The following is a 15,580-nucleotide window of genomic DNA, read 5'->3' as shown; positions in this document are numbered from 1 at the left end:
GTCCGCGCTCCGCTGCGAAGACTCCGCGTCGCGGCTTCACGGATTCTTGTTATCCTTCGTTTGGGTCTTTGCATCCTTCCTGTGAAATCGAGAAGCAACCCGGCCCGCTTTCCAAATTTGGGCCAAATCACCAATTGGGCCACCTGGCCTAATTCAACCGGCTTGGAATCAACCTTGAGCGTTTGAAATGGGCCATGAGAAAAGCCCCCAAAAGACCCCGGATTACTCCAAAATCATCAGGCGATGTGTCGATTTGCCGGGGGTTTTGAAAAATGGTGTTCAGTTGGCCCGCTGTTTTTGACCAGTCGGGTGGGTGTCCAACTGTCCAAAAATGGTCGATCAGAGGGCAGTTTCCACCATTTTCAGGCCACTTTTCGGTCGCATTTTGACCGGATTTCAAATCGTGAAACACGATGCCCTGTAACCTCATTGCTCGCGAAAAAGCTCCGGCCGGTTTGAGTCGTTTGATCGCAAAGGAAACTCGCGTTCTTGCGAGTAGCGTGTGGGGCTTCTTCCAATCTCCATGACTCGTCCCAAACTCACCAATCAAGTCACCGTGATCCCCGTTTCCGTGCCGGTGATTCCCGAATCTCCCGTGTCTGTCACCGTCAGCGACTGGCCGGGGCCTTTGGTTTGGAAAGTGGCGGTGAAAAGGCGCTTCCCTTTGTTGGCGGCCGTAAAGGTGTAGGGAGCGGGCAGCAAGGCGGCGCCGGTGGTGTTGGTGAATTGGACGGCGCCGAGGTAGTTCGTGATGGTGTTGCCGTAGGCGTCTTGGGCGGTGACCGTGAACGTGTGGGCCGAGTTGGCGGTCACCGTGAGGGGGAAGCCGCTCAAGAGGAATCCGTGCAGCGCTCCGGGGACGACGGTGACCGAGGCGATGCCCTTGACCGTCAGCGCCCCAATGGTGGTGGCCGTGATGGTCTTGAGGCCGGCCGTCAGCAGGGCGACTTCGCCGGTGAAGGTGTGGATGCCCGCGTCGGCGCTGGTGAAGGTGTAATCGGTCGGCAGGGTGATGCCGGCCGCCTTGTCGGTGGTGACGAGATGGATTGTTCCGACGTAGCTGGGGTCCGGGTTGCCGAACACATCAAGGGCTTTCACCGTCAGGTCGAATGGCGTGCCGGCCACCGGATTGACGGGGGCGACGATTTGCAGGTGAGTCGCCACGGTCGCATTGACCTGAACCGTCCCCGTGCCGGTCACAGCCCCGAAGTGGGCGATGATGTCCTGCGAACCGGCCTTGCGGAGTGTCATCGTGAAGCGGTGGATGCCGTGATCGGCCGCCGTGAAGGCATACTTGGCGGGAAGCGTGGCCGTTGTGTCCGTGCTGGTCAGGTTGACGATTCCGGTGAAGGCGGGCAGCAGGTGGCCGGCCGCGTCGAGGGCTGAAACTTCCACTTGGACGGTCTTCCCGGCAGTGACGCTTCCGGGGACGACGTTCACGCGGAAATGCGTGGCGGGCGTCGGCGTTTCCAGCAGGGTGATGGTTCCCGAATTGCTGTTCACCACGGCCATGTCCGGCTTGCCGTCGCCGTTGAAATCGGCGCTGGCCAGCCAGGTCGGCCGGTCCCCGACCACATATTTGGTCGGCGCCCCAAAAGTGCCAACGCCGGTGCCGCCGAACACGAACAGGTTGTCCGCGAAGTTGTTGACCAGTGCGATGTCGGCCTTGTTGTCGCCGTTCCAATCGCCGACCAGGCTGCCCGTTGGTTTGGAGTCGGTCGCGTATTCCACCTTCTGCGTGAACTTGCCGGCCAGCCCGTTGATCAGGATCGCCAGCGCCGAATTGCCCCCGACGCCGAAGAATGTCGGCACGGCCAGATCCGTCTTGCCATCGTGGTTGAAATCGCCCGTGCTGACCAAACCGGGACCGGTGCGGGTGGGATAGGAAGCGGGGGCGCCGAAGGTGCCGTCGCCAGCCCCGAACAGGATGCTGACCGTGCTGGCGCTGTTGACCACGGCGAGATCCTTTTTGCCGTCGCCGTTGAAATCGCCGGTCGTCACATAACTGGCGACCCCGCCCGCGGCCACCGCTGTCGGGGCGCCGAAGGTGCCATCGCCGACACCAATCAGAATGCTCACGCCGTTGTTGGTGGCGACAACAAGATCGGATATGTGGTCGCCGTTGAAGTCGTCCACGGCGACCCATTTCCCGATGCCCGAGATGGCGTAGTTGACCGGGGTTCCGAAAACGCCGCCAGCGCCGCCGGGCAGGATGGTGACGCCAGCCGCCGTGGCGACCGCCAGATCCTTGTACATGTCGGTGTCGAATTTGCCGACCACCACATCGTTGGCTTGGTGAATGGTCGGGGACAGTAACTTGGGACCGAATGTTCCATCCCCGAGGCCCGGGAACAAGGTGATGCCGCCGAACGAAACGCTTGTGGTCACAACGGCCAGGTCGGGGATGCCGTCGCCGGTCAGGTCGGTGGCGATGATCGGACCGGGGCTGTCCGACACCAGATCCGGGGTGGCCACCAGCGTGCCGTCGCCGTTGCCGAGCAGCATGGTCACGGTTCCGATGGGGGCGCCAGACCCGACCGGGGTGCCTTTGTCGGCGGTCACCACGTCCGTCACGCCGTCGCCGTTGAAATCGCCAACCGCGACCCCTTCCGGACTTTCTCCGGCCGTGTAAACAGAGGCGGTTCCAAAGGTGCCGTCCCCGACACCCGGCAGGAAGCTGACGCTGTTGTTGGCGAACTGGGAATTGGCGGTCACGATGTCTTGGAACCCGTCGCCGTTGAGGTCCGCCACGACGATGGCGGCCGGGGTTTGGCCGCCGACATCATACTTATGGAACGTCTGAAATGTGCCATCCCCGTTGCCAAGCAGGATGCTCACGCCATCGTTCGACGGGTACGCGCAGGCCACGGCGAGGTCCGGCTGATGGTCACCGTTGAAATCCCCCACGATGACCGTGCCGGCGTTGAAACCGGTGGTGTGGTTTACCGCCGCGGCAAACGTGCCGTCGCCGTTGTTCAGGTTGATGTCCAGATAGCCGTAACTGCCGCTGACGGTGGCGATGTCCGGATGATGATCACCGTTGAAATCATCCACCACGACCGATGTTGGATTGTTGCCGACCGTGATCGTGCCGCCGGAGGTAAACTTCCCCTTGCCATCGCCCAAAAGCACGGTGACCGTGTTGGTCTTGTTGTCGGCGACGGCCAGATCGACGTGCCCGTCGCCGTTGAGATCCCCGGCGGCCACGGCCATCGCACCACTGCCGGCCGCAAATGTGCCGGACACTTTGAAGGAACCCGTGCCGCTGCCGAGCAGAACCGTGACGGAATCATCCGACTTGTTAACGGTGACAAGGTCAAGCGTTCCGTCTCCGTTGAGATCAGCCATGATGAGGCTGGTCGGGGGTTTGCCGGTTGGGAAGTTCGCGGACGGCCTGAAGGCGCCGTTGCCCAAGCCGAGCAGGACACTGATTCCATCCGCCCCCTCGTTGGCGGTGGCGACATCCATCTTGCCGTCGTGATTAAAGTCACCGGAAACAATGGCCTCCGGGTTGCTCCTGACCCCGCCCGCCGGGCCGGCCGGATAACTCGGGGCGGCCACAAAACTCGGAAGCGAGCGATCATCCAATTCTTCAATACGAAGCGTTCGCCGAGAGAGCGCCTTGGCGCGTGCGAAACGAAACATAACCCGACTCTCCGAAGAATGCGGACGGCATGATGGCGGGCGAGTCGAAACGAAAAAGCTCGTGCCAGACCCTATGACGAAATTACCCAGATGGCAAATTCGACCAAAAACTCGCCTCGGCTCTTAATGAGGATGTGAAAGGAATCTGAGATCCGGGCGAAGTCACGGCAGCCAAAGCCCCAAACCAAGAGGGCATGCTCGCCGCCAAGCGGCCAACGCCGCTTTCGATCAGGGCAAATAATCATGGGATCATCTGAAAGCGTTCGCGCAAAACAGGGAAATTGCGGGCCTTTCGCAAATTTTGACAGGTTCATCGAAGCGATTCATCTTCACAAGTATTCCGTTCGGTCGTTGACTGGATTAACATCGGAATCGAAGGCGGCGACAGTTGGCTGTTCAGACGAAGGCCGGCGTCATATCCTCAAGCCGCTGATCGGCACCTCTCTGGAGTGTCCCATGCGTCAGTTGACCAAGAAATTTGTTTCGTTCATGAAGAAGGAAGACGGCCCGACGGCGGTTGAGTATGCCGTGATGTTGGCCCTGATTATTGTGGTGTGCATCGCCGCCATCACGACACTCGGCCAAAACGCCAGCAGCACATTCTCCAGTGTCAATGCCGCCATCACCCCATCGTGATCCGACAGGCAAGAGCTTCACTCCCGCTCCAACGTATTTGAAATTGATTCCTCCTTGCCCCCTGTGGAGGACGATCGGTGGCGTCCGCAACCGATTGCGAGGGTAGTCTTATCGTGACGGACAGGTCGGCATGGCGATCATGCCGGCCATCACACAAGCAGACTCGCCCGCCTGTTTGGAAACCGGACAAATCATGTCTGGCAGCCTCCAAGCTTTTTCACTTCGTCCGCAACCGCCAATATTCATCACCATCACTATTCATCACCATTGGGGCCGGCCGGAAGCAAACCCGGCCGGCCCCGGCATTACGCCGCAGTCGGCGTGTCCAAGGTGAAAGACACTTCGGTGAACCCGTCGGCGGCGTCGAGGACGGCGGCCGGGGAATCCTGGTAGTCAATGACGGTTTCGCTGCCGTCGGCGTTGATGACGCGGACGCCGATGCGGCCCACTTGCACCGGGCCGTTGTCCCCGGTGAGGGTGATCGTGTAGGAACCGCCCGAATCAATGGCCGGAGCCGGGATGTCGAAGAGCCGGCCGGGGAGTGCCTTGAGGCCGGTTTCCGACGCCAGCACTCGGCCGTTTTTCTTCAGGATGTAATTCAGCGTCGCCCCGCTCGCCGGACTGGTCATGACGCCGCTGGCTTGGATGCTTTTCGCTTTCATGGGAATGCTCCGATGGGGGGAATCCATTGGCCCCACCGAAGAGGTGATGCCTCTTCATTGGAGGCGCGGAAGGCTTCGGTGGATTCCAAACGCGGAAGGCGCGCTTAATCCGCCTGCTTTTATTGTCCCTCGTCGGTCAAAGCGAGGCAATCGCAAAAAGGCAACATGCCTGCTCGTCGGCCCATTGGCCCTGAACAAGCGGGCTTTTTCTTGCGGGCCAAGCGCCTGCGAGGGTACAATGTCGCCCGGCCATCATCCCGCTTGAGACAACCCCCGATGAAACCTTTCCTCGTGTCCGTCTCCTCTCTTCTTTTCATGACGGGAACGGGTGTCTTTGCCGCTCCCAAAGTCGGCGACGTGGTCGTGACGGTGATCCCGGCCGAACTCAAACCGACAAAGGGGGAACCGGCCCGGCTGACTCCCGGCGCCTGCCTCACGGTTCTGTCCACAAACGACGGGCTGACTGTCGCAACCGGCCGGGTCGGCAAGATCGACCCGGCGGCGGTCATGCCGTTGACGGAAGCCATCGCTCATCTCACCAAACAGATTGACGCCGACCCGAAAGACGCGGCCGCATGGCTCGCCAAGGGCAAGATCGCGTTCCATCAAAATCTCCTCGACAAAGCCATCGCCGATCTCGACGAGAACCTGAAACTGGCGGCAAACAGCGAGGCCCGCTCCGTCCGGGGGTTCGCATGGAAGCGAAAAGGCGACAAGGAGAAGGCAATGGCCGACTTCGACGAGGCGATCCGGCTTGATCCGAAGAACGGGTTGGCTTGGCGGGTCCGGGGGGCGACTTGGGCCGCCAAGGCCGATTACGGCAAGGCAATGGCCGACTACACCGAGGCCATTCGAGTGGACGCAGGAAACCCGGACGCCCTGCACCACCGGGTGAACCTGCTGGCCGCCTGCACCGAGGCGAAATACCGGGACGGGAAACAGGCTGTCGCCGACGCCACAAAGGCTTGTGAATTGACCGGCTACGAAAACCCGCTGTATCTGGCCGGCCTGGCCACCGCCAACGCCGAGGCGGGCGATTTCCCATCGGCCGTCAAATGGCAGGCCAAGGCTATCGAACTAACCAAGGCGGCCCAATCCAAGGCCGCGATGCAAACCCGTCTTGAGGAATTCAAAGACAAAAAGCCCTTCCGAATGACATGGAAATAGACCGATGGCGGAAGCCCAAACCCATCGGCGATGGCTGATAGATATTTCCCGTTGGCCGCAAATTCGCCCGCAAAATACCCCCGACATCTTTTCTCGCAGGAGGCTCCTCCATGAAATTGCTTTTAACGGCCCTGACAACGCTGATGGTGTTCGCGGCAAACTCCGGCCGGGCGGCCGAGCCTAAAAAGGAAGACGCACAATTAATCGAAGGCGCTTGGTTGATGACGACCGCCGAACTGGCGGGGCAGAAATTGCCCGAGGAGATTATTAAAAACTTCAAGCTCATCCTCGCCGATGGCAAATACACGCTGAAATCCAACAGTCCCGAAGATCGCGGCTCCATCACCTTATTCCCGGCGAAAACCCCGAAAGCCATTGATGTGAAAGGGACCGAGGGACCAAACAAAGGCAAGATGTTCCTCGCCATCTACGAGATGTCCGGCGATTCGCTCAAGATCTGCTACGACCTCGAAGGCAAAGCCCGGCCCGAGGAATTCAAGACGAAGGCCGGAACGAAACTCTTTCTCGTGACCTACATCCGCGAAAAACCGTGAACAGACCGATGGCAGTTCGTTGACCCAACGCAAGAATGAAGACAGGCTGACACACTTGGAAGGAAGATTCGATGGCCCCGTTGATAATTTGCGTGTCGGCTCTTGCTTTGCTTGCCATCATCGTCGTCATCATGGCCGTCAAACGCGACCAAGCTTTTGAACAACGGTTTCCCCCCATCTCGGACGAAGAGTTCATGGCGCGATGCCGCCCCGGAACCAACCCGGCGGTGGCCTTGAAGATAAGAAGAATCATCGCCGATCATCTCGCGGTGGAATACGGGCGAATCTATCCATCCAGTTCTTTCATTGAAGATCTCGGCGCTGATTGAAACGGGAAAGCAATCACCAATTGGGGAAAGAGATCCATGAGGCGATTCAGTCGCTCCTTTCTGACACTTGCGCTATCGGCGTTTTTCTTGCTGGCTTGTGGCTGCGGCGGCCGGAATTCGCGATCGACGTCTTCCCCGGAGATGGCCGTGCCGGCGCCCTCGAAGGCGAACACCAAACCGGAGGCCCTGAGCCGGGCGGGTTACGTCCGGTTGGAGCAGCCAGATTTTGCCGAGTCCGAGCTGGCGAATGTCTTCGGACCGCCGCAAGAAGTGTCGTCCGAATCGAAGGATACCAAAAAATATGTCTGGATCAGCGGCAAGACAAAATTGACGGTGTTTGTCAAAGATGGCAAAGTGATTTCGAGTTTTTACCCCGGACAGGCCGAGGAGCGAGCCAGACGAAACGTCGCTTATCAAGCCGCGGCCGCCATCATGACTCCGGTACGCGACTATGTCCTGAAGAACGGCAACCGTTTCCCGGCGAAAATGGATGAACTGGACTTGGCCCCGCTCAAGGGGCATCCCGAAATGATGGATGCGTTGAAACGCGGTGAAGTGGTCCTTCCTTGGGGAAAATCGGCCAACCGCCTGGTCTGGGCGCACTGGAAAGAAACACCGCAAATCGGCGGGCCATATGTCCGCTTCGATGGCAAGGGGTTTCACTACGCCGGCCCGCCGGAGTTCGCCCGACTGGAGGCGATCGTTCTGACCGCCGCAACGATCCCCGCTGACCTCATCGAGCAGAGCAAGCCCGACCCCGGCGAGCCAAAAACCTTCGCCGCCCATGACAAGAAGGCCGTCGGTGTCTCGGCGCAGGGATTTTTTACCGCCGGCAATCTGACTCCGCTGTTGACGAGCAAACCCGCCAACGCCGACGAAATCGCGAAACACATGGTGCGGAATTACTGGCACACGGAGGTTCTTCGCCTGCTTGAAAAGGGCGATCTGATCGTCCGCTGGGGGCGAGACCCGAAGCGAGGCGTCTACGCCTATCCGAAAGGTTTCCCGATGAAAGAAAGCTGGGCCATCTACAACGGAAACTGGGCGCCCTTTGACCGGCTGGAGAACGCCCAAAAAGCGTTTGACGAATAAACACGCGGCCAGCGCCATTGTTGTCTGCCCGCTTCCGGGCCTCAGACCCTCAATCCATCTTTCTCCAAAAAATCGCGTATCAAATCCATGCCCGGCGGCGGATCAGAGGCAAAGGGCGATTGATGTCGCCCGCCGAGGGATGGGTATGGCGAACAGCCGGATGAGCGAATTGGTTCTCTCGCTTCGCCGGGCCGCACTGTCACACGACGAGGCGGCCACGGCGACCGACGGGGATTTGCTCGGGTGCTTCATCGAACGCCGGGACGGGGTGACATTCGACGCCCTTGTCCGGCGGCATGGCCCGATGGTGTGGGGCGTGTGCCGTCGTCGGCTTCCGCATCACGACGCGGAGGATGCCTTCCAAGCCACCTTCCTTGTTCTCGTTCGCAAGGCAACTTCCATTGTGCCACGGGAGATGGTGGGCAACTGGCTCCACGGGGTCGCCCGGCAAACGGCGTTGCAATCGCAACGGACGGCCGCCAGACGGCGGGCGCGGGAGGCCACGGTGAGCGAGATGCCCGATGTCGGGGCCGAACCGCCGGAGCCTTGGTCCGACGAGCCGTTTCTGCTGGATCAGGAGTTGAGCCGTTTGCCGGAGAAATACCGGGCGCTTATCGTCCTGTGCGATCTGGAGGGACGGACCCGGAAGGAGGTCGCCCGCCAGCTTGGGGCACCGGAGGGAACGGTGGCCGGGCGGCTGGCGCGGGCAAGGGAGATGCTGGCGAAACGGCTCACCCGGCGGGGCGTCGCCCTGTCGGCCGTTGCGTTGGCCGGGCTGTCGCAGAACATAACGTTGGCAGGGTTGCCGAACTCGGTGATGATTTCCACGATCAGCGCCGCAACCCACGTTGCGGCCGGGCCGATGACGGCGGGAGTAATCTCGTCCAAGGTCGCCGCCCTCACGGAAGGAGCGTTGAAGGCCATGTTTTTGAGCAAACTGAAGAGTATGTCGGCCGTGCTGCTGGCTTGCCTGATGATCGGCGGCGCCGCCCTGATGACGTTTCGAGCCGCCACGGGTCAGGAGGGGGATCGGCCGCCGGTCGCGCGACAACCGAAATCGCCAGCCGACAAGGGCAAGCCGGTCGCGCCGCCCCCGGAACAGCCGAAGGATGAAACGTCGCCGTGGATGAAGGAATTCGTGAAGGCTTATAGTCTGGCGGATGGCGAAGTCTTGAAGCGAGTTTCCAAATTCCCCGAATGCCGAGCGGAGTACATCAAGAACTCGCCGAGACTGGTGTCGGTCAACTCAGAGATTCCCATCAGCATGGCTCTCCGCGTCCATCAAAAGGAAACAAACGGGGAGCTTCATATGTGGGGCTTCAACCAAGGCGACGGGTCGCTTTTTGGCGTGATGTGGCAGATTGGCATCCCGATGGGAGAAGTGGAGGCGAACAAACAACTGCTTGACACACGAATCACCGGGGACTTTGTGTTTCGCCAGGACGCCCCGATGGAGAAACTGATGTCCGCCTTGGAAGGCATCCTCCGCGAAGAATGCACACTCCCCGTGCGGCTGGCGTTCAAAGAGGTCGAGCGCGAAGTGGTGGTGGCGAAAGGAACACTCAAGATCAAGCCGCTGGAAGGGCGGGCCGCAAATCACATCGAGGTCTACGCCAAGGAAGCAATCAAGGGGAGCTACAGCGGAGGCGGCGGCAGCGGCGACATGGGAAGGTTTTTCAGCGACCTCGGCGGCTTCGTTCGCCGCCGCATTGTGTCCGAGGCCACTCATGCCCCGAACGAGACCGTGAGCTATGCCATGCACGTCCGCACCACGCCGCCGCTCGTGCCGACTTTGGGCGAAGACCAAGCCAGAGATGCCGAGGACCACGAGTACAAAACCGTGCTGGACAACGTCGCCAAGCAAACCGGCCTGACGTTCACCATCGAGAAACGAAAAATCCGGGTGCTTGTTGTTGAAAAAGACGGGAAGTGAGGATTGGGGCAGAGCTTCTTTTGACCGACATCTGGATGAACAAAGTCCGTGAAGCCGCGACGCGGAGTCCTCGGAGCGGAGCGCGGATTGGAACCCATTGGAAATCGCTCCTTGTCAACTTGGCGTTCCAGTCCGCGCTCCGCTCCGAAGACTCCGCGTCGCGGCTTCACAGCCGTTCAAGCTTCATCTCCAATAAATGCTTTTGACAGACAGGTTTGAGACGGTGAAGATGAAAGGAAATTGTTCCGGCCGCCTGACCGGCGACGGGAGGCAGGTCGATGGCGAAGGTCGATTCTCCGTATGTTGGCTTGGTCCGTTTTGGCCGCGAATGGGCGCCAAGCATTTTCTTCACCCGCGATCGTGATCGGGCCGAGTTTCTTCGGCTGGCCGGGTGGCTGTGTCAGAGGTTTCGGGCCGAAGTGATTGACCGTTATGGCGGAGAAGAAGCGGAAAGCAAGGAATATTGGACGCTTCGGGTCGGTGAATCGGACTGGTTGTTGATGCGATGTTTTTGCCCGGGGGGAATCTCGCTCGATGGCAAACATCAGACGGACTTGCCCGCTTTCGAGGCCATCGCCCGCGAAGTCGGGGCTTCGCCGGTCGGCTGGCGATATCGTTGGGTGAGGCTGCGTCGATGGCTGGGCGGTAACCAAGCCTGATAAAATTGCCGGTGATCTTGATCGTCAGGCAAGGAGATGATTTGTGGCAAAGCAAGACTCCCGATGGCAAAAGATTCCCGTGCTTGTGTGGGTCGGAATGGCGGCGGGGGGAACGCTGGGGGCATGGCTCGGCGATGTTTTCTGCATCGGATATGATTTCGTGAACGGTCCGTTTGGCCCGCAGGCTGGCGTGGACCCCCAACCGGCGGGCTGGGTCGGCTGGTGGATTGCCGGAGGCGCGGCCATCGGGGTGACGGCCGGCCTATTGCTGTCTGTCCCGTTGATGTTGATCGTGCGGCTCGCCGGCGGATCACGGCCGGTCGCCAGAACAAATCAAAGTCATTGACCGGCGTTCGCCGTCGTCGTGAAATGGCCGAAGTCATTTCGACCAGATTCAGCCTCGCCATCTGTTTTCATACGCTCCCACACGCCAGTATCAGGGCCGTGTGAAGTTTTCATGCGTAAAGTTGTCCGCCCCCTTGGCCCCCCTAGATTAGGCGGGTTGTTCCGGCCTCGGGTACTCGCCCGTTGTTTGATCGGCGCGACTGCAAACACAAACATTCTGGTTTTTGCCCCCTTTCATGCAAGGTATGACGATGCGCATCCCCTTGACGACCATCGGCCGTTGTGTGTGCTTGTTCGGCCTTCTTGCCGCCGGGTGCGGGGAGAAGTCGGCATCGACTCCCGCCGCCGACACCAAAACTTGGAAAAAGGTCGAGTCGTGGCAAGTCGGCCAGCCGCTGCCTCCCGGAGCCAAAGCGTCCCGGCCCGAACCGCCCCCCGGAACCCCGCCGGAACTCACGGTGATTGCCGAGGTCATTGCCCAAGAAGCCGTCGCCGGGACCGGCGAGAGGTATTTCCACAAGGTGGTCCAGGTTGAGGGGGTGACCGTGCCCGTGCCCAAGGACAAGTTCCCGACCACGCCGGTGAAGTTCGCATTGTCGGGCGTGCCACGGCCTTACTCGACGGATCCATGTGCGGTGGCCTGCGTCCCCGCGCCGGGCGGGGAGGAGCAGGCCAAGGCGCTGCCCCTTGGCCGCAAGGTTCGCGTGATCGGATATGTGACCAACATGACGAACGATGTGGTCGGGATTACGAACTGCACCGTGACCGACTTGGGGGCCGGTTCGGAGCCGACTCCCGTGCGGTCGGCGGCGGACGTGACGGCCGAGTTCGTCAAAGACGAGACGGCCGCCCTCGCCAAGCACGGCCTGTCGGGTAAAAAACCGGCGGTTTTGCTTCTCAAAGGCAAGGTGACCGAAAGCGCCAAGAACGGGGACACCGGCACGTTCCGGCTGGCCGGCTCGGAAGGGGCCTCTGTCTTGGTGACCATGCGAGTCACCGAATACACCAAGCCCCCCGAAGTCGGGAAGACAATCACCGCCGGCGGCCTGTTCGAGGGATACGACGCGAAGTCCAAGTCCCTGAAACTAAGTTCCGGCTCGGCGATCCCGTGATATGATGGCCCGATAACCGAACTCGGCCGTCAGGTCCCGGAGATGATCGTGCCAAAGAATTGGCGGCGGTTTTGGCCCGTGGCCGCGATCACCGTGGCGGCCATTGTCGTCGTCGTTGTTCATGTGGCCGCAGACCGCATCACCCGTGAGGCGCCAAATTATTCGTTGATTGAGGACGGGCTGTGGCTTGGCGGGTTTGTGCCGGAGCCGCCGCCCGGTTGCGGGGCGGTTCTCAACTTGTGCGAATCAGAAGACCCATACCACGTCGGATCGTACAAATGGGCGCCGATCCGGGATGCCGAACCGGCGCCGGATTTGGACTGGCTGCGGGAACAGGTCGCGTTCATCGAGTCGGAACGGTCGGCCGGGCGTGTGGTGTTTGTTCATTGCCGCAACGGGGTGAGCCGCAGCGGCATGGTCATGGCCGCGTATCTGATGAAGCGGGAGCATTGGCCCCGCGACAAAACGCTGGAATTCCTCCGGTCACGCCGGCCGGGCGTCCGTCCGCACCCGGCGTTCTTACAACTTCTCCTGGAGTGGGAACACTCGCACTGATTCCAAGGCATGGAGACGATGAGCGAACCGGCTATTGAATCCGAAAGCCACACCGAATCGCCGAAATGGGCGGTATGGCGTATTGACGACACCGGCAACACGTTCATCGTCCAGGAACACCTGACCTTGGTCGAGGCGGAGAAACTCGTCCAAAAGTTTACAGCTCGCGGCCACAAACAGATGTACTGGGCGGAGCAAGAACAACGACGGTCCTGACCAAACATCATCACCGGCCGAAGGGAGACAGTCATATGGGTGGCAAATCTCGAAGCAGCCAAACTCCCCCGGCCAAACGGCGATACCGGCTGACGGGAATGGTTCTGTGCCATGACCTCCGAATGAACAGCGAAGTGGAAGTCATCGAAGAGTTTGACAAAGAACCGACTCTGGAAGAAGCAACAAAGCTGCTGTGGCAGGCCGGCGGGAAGATGGTGGCCGCGGGCTACTGCGAAGGCTGCCCGTTCGAGTTGTCGGCCGTGAGGATCACCGAGGAGGCTGATTAATCGCGAGATCGTTCGTCTTCCCCCGGTCATGTCCTCATGCGGGTTGTTCCGGCCAAAAGTCATGATTGTTTGGCCCTTGAAATCCGAAAATTTAGTTCTTGCGTTGGCGGTTGACGGCCGGTAATCTTCGATGGAAACAGGCAGCCGCCGCCAACGGACTCGCAATCCTCGGGCGGCGAAACCAACAATCGAAACATGTTCATCGTCGGTGTGGATTTCAACCAGTCAACAATCCGTCTCCGCATGGCCCGGCCAGTAGCGGACAAGAGAATTCCTCGTCCGCCGGACGCTATAATGAATGGTTGCCCGTCCTTGCTGAAGGAGTGACCGATGAACGCCAAACAATTGATGAGCTATGTCGACCAGCCGGAAACCCACCAGAAGATCGTGGGCGACTACGACGGCGGTTACGCGCTGGGGGTCACCGAAAACCCGCCCGCGTTTCTGCTGCGGGTCGAGCCGGAAGATGTGAGTCATTTTCCGACGGCGGTGGACATTCACGGAGTCAAGGTGCCGGTCGTTGTCAAGGGAAGCTTCGTCCGGCCCGTGCCGATCGACCGGGGGACGCAGGCAATTTCTCCCGACTGACAACGCCCGCACTCTTCTATCAGGGGAGTTCGTGGCATGGGTGTGTCGTATCAATCGTGTGAAGACGTGCTCGATACCGCCGTCAATGAATTGTTCGATTCGGATCCGCAGATTCAGGCGGTCGGGATCGCGCGGCATCAACAGGCGTTCGGGTTCAAGGCCGTCAAAAACGCGGCCAAGATCGTGCCCGCGTCCGCGATGGCGGGGGCGGCCAAGAAGCCGCTGAAGGCGATCAAAAAGGTGCCGGTCACCATCGACACCGTCTCCAGCGACATCGAGGCCCATTTCCAGGTTCCGCACATTCAAGCGGCCAGCTTCATTCCCGAGCGAAGCCAGACCACCCCGCTCGTGTGCGGCCTCCAAATTCAGAATGTGGACGACGACGACCGGCAGCGCAAAGCCGGCGCGCTTGGGCAGGGGCTGATTATCATCGGCACCCTCGGCTGCTTCGTCAAACTCGCCGACGGATCGAACGCCATCCTCTCGAACAACCATGTGCTGGCCGGGGAAAATCGCGGCATCAAGGGGAAGGACCGGATTCTCCATCCCGGCAGTCTGACATTTTCCTCCGCCCAGCAAGCCGCCACGCTCACCGACTTTGTCGCCCTCAAGCCCAGCCCGAACAATGCCCGCCCGGCGAAAGGCAATGTCGTTTTCAACGCCGTGGACGCGGCGGTGGCCGCGCTGACCGCCAGCGTGGCGTTCTCGCAAACTTATCTGCCGTCCCGTCATCAAGTGGCTCCGCACGGGACGGGCACCCCGAAAGTCGGCGACAAGGTGTTCAAGATCGGCCGGACAACCGGGCTGACGCACGGCACCATCACCGCCATCGGCACCGTGGTCGGCCCGATCCCGTATGATCCGGGCAACTGCTGGTTCAACCAGCAATTTGAAATCGTCGGGGACAACGGCACCATGTTCTCGGATCACGGCGACTCTGGCTCGGCGATTCTCAGCACAACCGGGGAAGTGGTCGGCCTGCTCTACGCCGGAAACGGCACCCAGACCTATGCCTGCCCGATTCAGGCCGTGCTGTCCGCCTTGAATTGCACCCTTCTGTGATCCGCACCGGGACAAATCCCCCAAACCCATCAGCAATTGCTGATGGGTTTTTCCTTTGGGATATGATTGACTCCACCGTCCGGCGTTGGTGAAATTAATCTTCGCGGGGCGTCGCCAGACAAGATGGATTACTCTTCCGGCCGCATAAAATTCCCAACCTTTCCCCGAAGAAATCCTGACCAGACTGGCTGACTGGGTCCGTGGCTGGTTTTGACGGAGCCGGTGTCGGCGTGAGGGGCATTTCGCCGGCAAGATTTTGCGAGAGGGCGCCGGAATGATGTATCGTTGCCAGCTATGTCAGCATGTCGAGGCCCGCGGGTGTCTGCCGACGGCGTCGTGCGGATTGTATTTCTTATTTCTGATGGCTCTTCCCATCTGTTGTTTGGGGGCGGTCACACGGGTCATTCGGATGTTGATCGGGCCTCCGCCGGCGCCCGCTGAACCAGTCGGCTTTAACTGGCCGGTATTCGGAGTCGCCTTGATTCTGACGCCGGTTCTCATGTTCGGCGGTATGTGGTTCTTCGGCTTCTTGCTGGAGCGAATAGAGTATCTGATCGTCAGCCGGAAACGCTGCCCGATGTGCGGCGGCCGGAAATGGTCGAAGGGTTTTACGCAAGGATTTGGTGTGTAAAGGCGAGACCAGTCGTTGAGAACTTGACACCGGGGGCCTTCCGTGGTTTCTGATCCAATCGTGGCACGACCGGTCATTTTGGGACGACTGACAAATCGCCACCGCTG

17 protein-coding genes are annotated in these 15,580 nt (G+C 60.3%); 15 read left to right on the top strand and 2 right to left on the bottom strand.

Going from position 1 to position 15,580, the window contains the following annotated elements; all coding sequences use genetic code 11:
- Positions 1-546: 546 nt before the first annotated feature.
- The gene (locus BGIM_RS0114190) at positions 547-3,645 is read right to left on the bottom strand and encodes an FG-GAP repeat domain-containing protein (RefSeq protein WP_020470431.1); all 3,099 of its coding nucleotides are present in this window, start codon (positions 3,643-3,645) and stop codon (positions 547-549) included.
- Between the two features lie 456 nt (positions 3,646-4,101).
- Between BGIM_RS0114190 and BGIM_RS0114180 the strand changes: the two genes are divergently transcribed.
- Positions 4,102-4,281 carry a Flp family type IVb pilin gene (locus BGIM_RS0114180; RefSeq protein ID WP_020470429.1) on the top strand — a complete coding sequence of 60 codons (180 nt, stop codon included), beginning with the start codon at positions 4,102-4,104 and terminating at the stop codon, positions 4,279-4,281.
- Positions 4,282-4,586: 305 nt separating this feature from the next.
- Here BGIM_RS0114180 and BGIM_RS0114175 read toward each other — a convergent pair whose 3' ends face one another.
- Positions 4,587-4,943: a hypothetical protein gene (locus BGIM_RS0114175; RefSeq protein ID WP_029630042.1), complete on the bottom strand. Its 357-nt coding sequence runs from the start codon at positions 4,941-4,943 to the stop codon at positions 4,587-4,589.
- 276 nt (positions 4,944-5,219) lie between these two features.
- On the opposite strand from BGIM_RS0114175, the gene BGIM_RS57445 reads away from it, so the two are divergent.
- The 14 genes from BGIM_RS57445 (at position 5,220) to BGIM_RS0114100 (ending at position 15,473) form a co-directional block, all read left to right on the top strand.
- Positions 5,220-6,110 carry a tetratricopeptide repeat protein gene (locus tag BGIM_RS57445; RefSeq protein WP_020470427.1) on the top strand — a complete coding sequence of 297 codons (891 nt, stop codon included), beginning with the start codon at positions 5,220-5,222 and terminating at the stop codon, positions 6,108-6,110.
- A 110-nt stretch (positions 6,111-6,220) separates the two neighbouring features.
- Positions 6,221-6,664: a TIGR03067 domain-containing protein gene (locus BGIM_RS50290; RefSeq protein WP_020470426.1), complete on the top strand. Its 444-nt coding sequence runs from the start codon at positions 6,221-6,223 to the stop codon at positions 6,662-6,664.
- Between the two features lie 71 nt (positions 6,665-6,735).
- Entirely contained in the window at positions 6,736-6,993 is a 258-nt protein-coding gene (locus tag BGIM_RS0114160) for an acyl carrier protein (RefSeq protein WP_020470425.1), read from the top strand.
- Between the two features lie 141 nt (positions 6,994-7,134).
- Positions 7,135-8,085 (top strand): hypothetical protein, encoded by a 951-nt coding sequence (locus BGIM_RS0114155; RefSeq protein ID WP_020470424.1) that lies wholly within the window; start codon positions 7,135-7,137, stop codon positions 8,083-8,085.
- 160 nt (positions 8,086-8,245) lie between these two features.
- On the top strand, positions 8,246-10,018 hold the full coding sequence (locus BGIM_RS57440; protein WP_162136250.1) for an RNA polymerase sigma factor: 1,773 nt from the start codon (positions 8,246-8,248) through the stop codon (positions 10,016-10,018).
- A gap of 278 nt (positions 10,019-10,296) precedes the next feature.
- Entirely contained in the window at positions 10,297-10,677 is a 381-nt protein-coding gene (locus BGIM_RS0114145) for a hypothetical protein (RefSeq protein WP_020470422.1), read from the top strand.
- A gap of 43 nt (positions 10,678-10,720) precedes the next feature.
- Positions 10,721-11,023: a hypothetical protein gene (locus tag BGIM_RS0114140; protein WP_020470421.1), complete on the top strand. Its 303-nt coding sequence runs from the start codon at positions 10,721-10,723 to the stop codon at positions 11,021-11,023.
- A gap of 250 nt (positions 11,024-11,273) precedes the next feature.
- Positions 11,274-12,134, top strand: coding sequence for a hypothetical protein (locus BGIM_RS0114135; protein ID WP_020470420.1), 861 nt, complete (start codon positions 11,274-11,276; stop codon positions 12,132-12,134).
- 48 nt (positions 12,135-12,182) lie between these two features.
- Positions 12,183-12,689: a dual specificity protein phosphatase family protein gene (locus BGIM_RS57435; RefSeq protein WP_157368982.1), complete on the top strand. Its 507-nt coding sequence runs from the start codon at positions 12,183-12,185 to the stop codon at positions 12,687-12,689.
- Positions 12,690-12,707: 18 nt separating this feature from the next.
- Positions 12,708-12,905: a hypothetical protein gene (locus BGIM_RS0114125; RefSeq protein WP_063607890.1), complete on the top strand. Its 198-nt coding sequence runs from the start codon at positions 12,708-12,710 to the stop codon at positions 12,903-12,905.
- Between the two features lie 35 nt (positions 12,906-12,940).
- Positions 12,941-13,192 carry a hypothetical protein gene (locus tag BGIM_RS62870; protein ID WP_020470417.1) on the top strand — a complete coding sequence of 84 codons (252 nt, stop codon included), beginning with the start codon at positions 12,941-12,943 and terminating at the stop codon, positions 13,190-13,192.
- Between the two features lie 330 nt (positions 13,193-13,522).
- Entirely contained in the window at positions 13,523-13,780 is a 258-nt protein-coding gene (locus tag BGIM_RS0114110; RefSeq protein ID WP_020470415.1) for a hypothetical protein, read from the top strand.
- A gap of 36 nt (positions 13,781-13,816) precedes the next feature.
- Positions 13,817-14,842: a Nal1-like putative serine protease gene (locus BGIM_RS0114105; protein ID WP_020470414.1), complete on the top strand. Its 1,026-nt coding sequence runs from the start codon at positions 13,817-13,819 to the stop codon at positions 14,840-14,842.
- 274 nt (positions 14,843-15,116) lie between these two features.
- The gene (locus BGIM_RS0114100) at positions 15,117-15,473 is read left to right on the top strand and encodes a hypothetical protein (RefSeq protein WP_020470413.1); all 357 of its coding nucleotides are present in this window, start codon (positions 15,117-15,119) and stop codon (positions 15,471-15,473) included.
- Positions 15,474-15,580: the final 107 nt, after the last annotated feature.

The sequence above is a fragment of the Zavarzinella formosa DSM 19928 genome (assembly GCF_000255705.1).
GTDB lineage: Bacteria > Planctomycetota > Planctomycetia > Gemmatales > Gemmataceae > Zavarzinella > Zavarzinella formosa.
The sequence above is the reverse complement of the archived record's forward strand: the minus strand, read 5'-3'. Positions and strand labels throughout refer to the sequence as shown.

What these genes read in the sequence shown, in the direction of transcription:
- BGIM_RS57445 (WP_020470427.1), top strand. Translation starts at nt 5,220, where the DNA reads ATGAAACCTTTCCTCGTGTCCGTCTCCTCTCTTCTTTTCATGACGGGA.
- BGIM_RS0114105 (WP_020470414.1), top strand. Translation starts at nt 13,817, where the DNA reads ATGGGTGTGTCGTATCAATCGTGTGAAGACGTGCTCGATACCGCCGTC.
- BGIM_RS0114135 (WP_020470420.1), top strand. Translation starts at nt 11,274, where the DNA reads ATGCGCATCCCCTTGACGACCATCGGCCGTTGTGTGTGCTTGTTCGGC.
- BGIM_RS57440 (WP_162136250.1), top strand. Translation starts at nt 8,246, where the DNA reads ATGAGCGAATTGGTTCTCTCGCTTCGCCGGGCCGCACTGTCACACGAC.
- BGIM_RS0114155 (WP_020470424.1), top strand. Translation starts at nt 7,135, where the DNA reads ATGGCCGTGCCGGCGCCCTCGAAGGCGAACACCAAACCGGAGGCCCTG.
- BGIM_RS0114125 (WP_063607890.1), top strand. Translation starts at nt 12,708, where the DNA reads ATGAGCGAACCGGCTATTGAATCCGAAAGCCACACCGAATCGCCGAAA.
- BGIM_RS50290 (WP_020470426.1), top strand. Translation starts at nt 6,221, where the DNA reads ATGAAATTGCTTTTAACGGCCCTGACAACGCTGATGGTGTTCGCGGCA.
- BGIM_RS0114175 (WP_029630042.1), bottom strand. Translation starts at nt 4,943, where the DNA reads ATGAAAGCGAAAAGCATCCAAGCCAGCGGCGTCATGACCAGTCCGGCG.
- BGIM_RS0114100 (WP_020470413.1), top strand. Translation starts at nt 15,117, where the DNA reads ATGATGTATCGTTGCCAGCTATGTCAGCATGTCGAGGCCCGCGGGTGT.
- BGIM_RS0114145 (WP_020470422.1), top strand. Translation starts at nt 10,297, where the DNA reads ATGGCGAAGGTCGATTCTCCGTATGTTGGCTTGGTCCGTTTTGGCCGC.
- BGIM_RS0114110 (WP_020470415.1), top strand. Translation starts at nt 13,523, where the DNA reads ATGAACGCCAAACAATTGATGAGCTATGTCGACCAGCCGGAAACCCAC.
- BGIM_RS0114180 (WP_020470429.1), top strand. Translation starts at nt 4,102, where the DNA reads ATGCGTCAGTTGACCAAGAAATTTGTTTCGTTCATGAAGAAGGAAGAC.
- BGIM_RS0114190 (WP_020470431.1), bottom strand. Translation starts at nt 3,645, where the DNA reads ATGTTTCGTTTCGCACGCGCCAAGGCGCTCTCTCGGCGAACGCTTCGT.
- BGIM_RS0114160 (WP_020470425.1), top strand. Translation starts at nt 6,736, where the DNA reads ATGGCCCCGTTGATAATTTGCGTGTCGGCTCTTGCTTTGCTTGCCATC.
- BGIM_RS62870 (WP_020470417.1), top strand. Translation starts at nt 12,941, where the DNA reads ATGGGTGGCAAATCTCGAAGCAGCCAAACTCCCCCGGCCAAACGGCGA.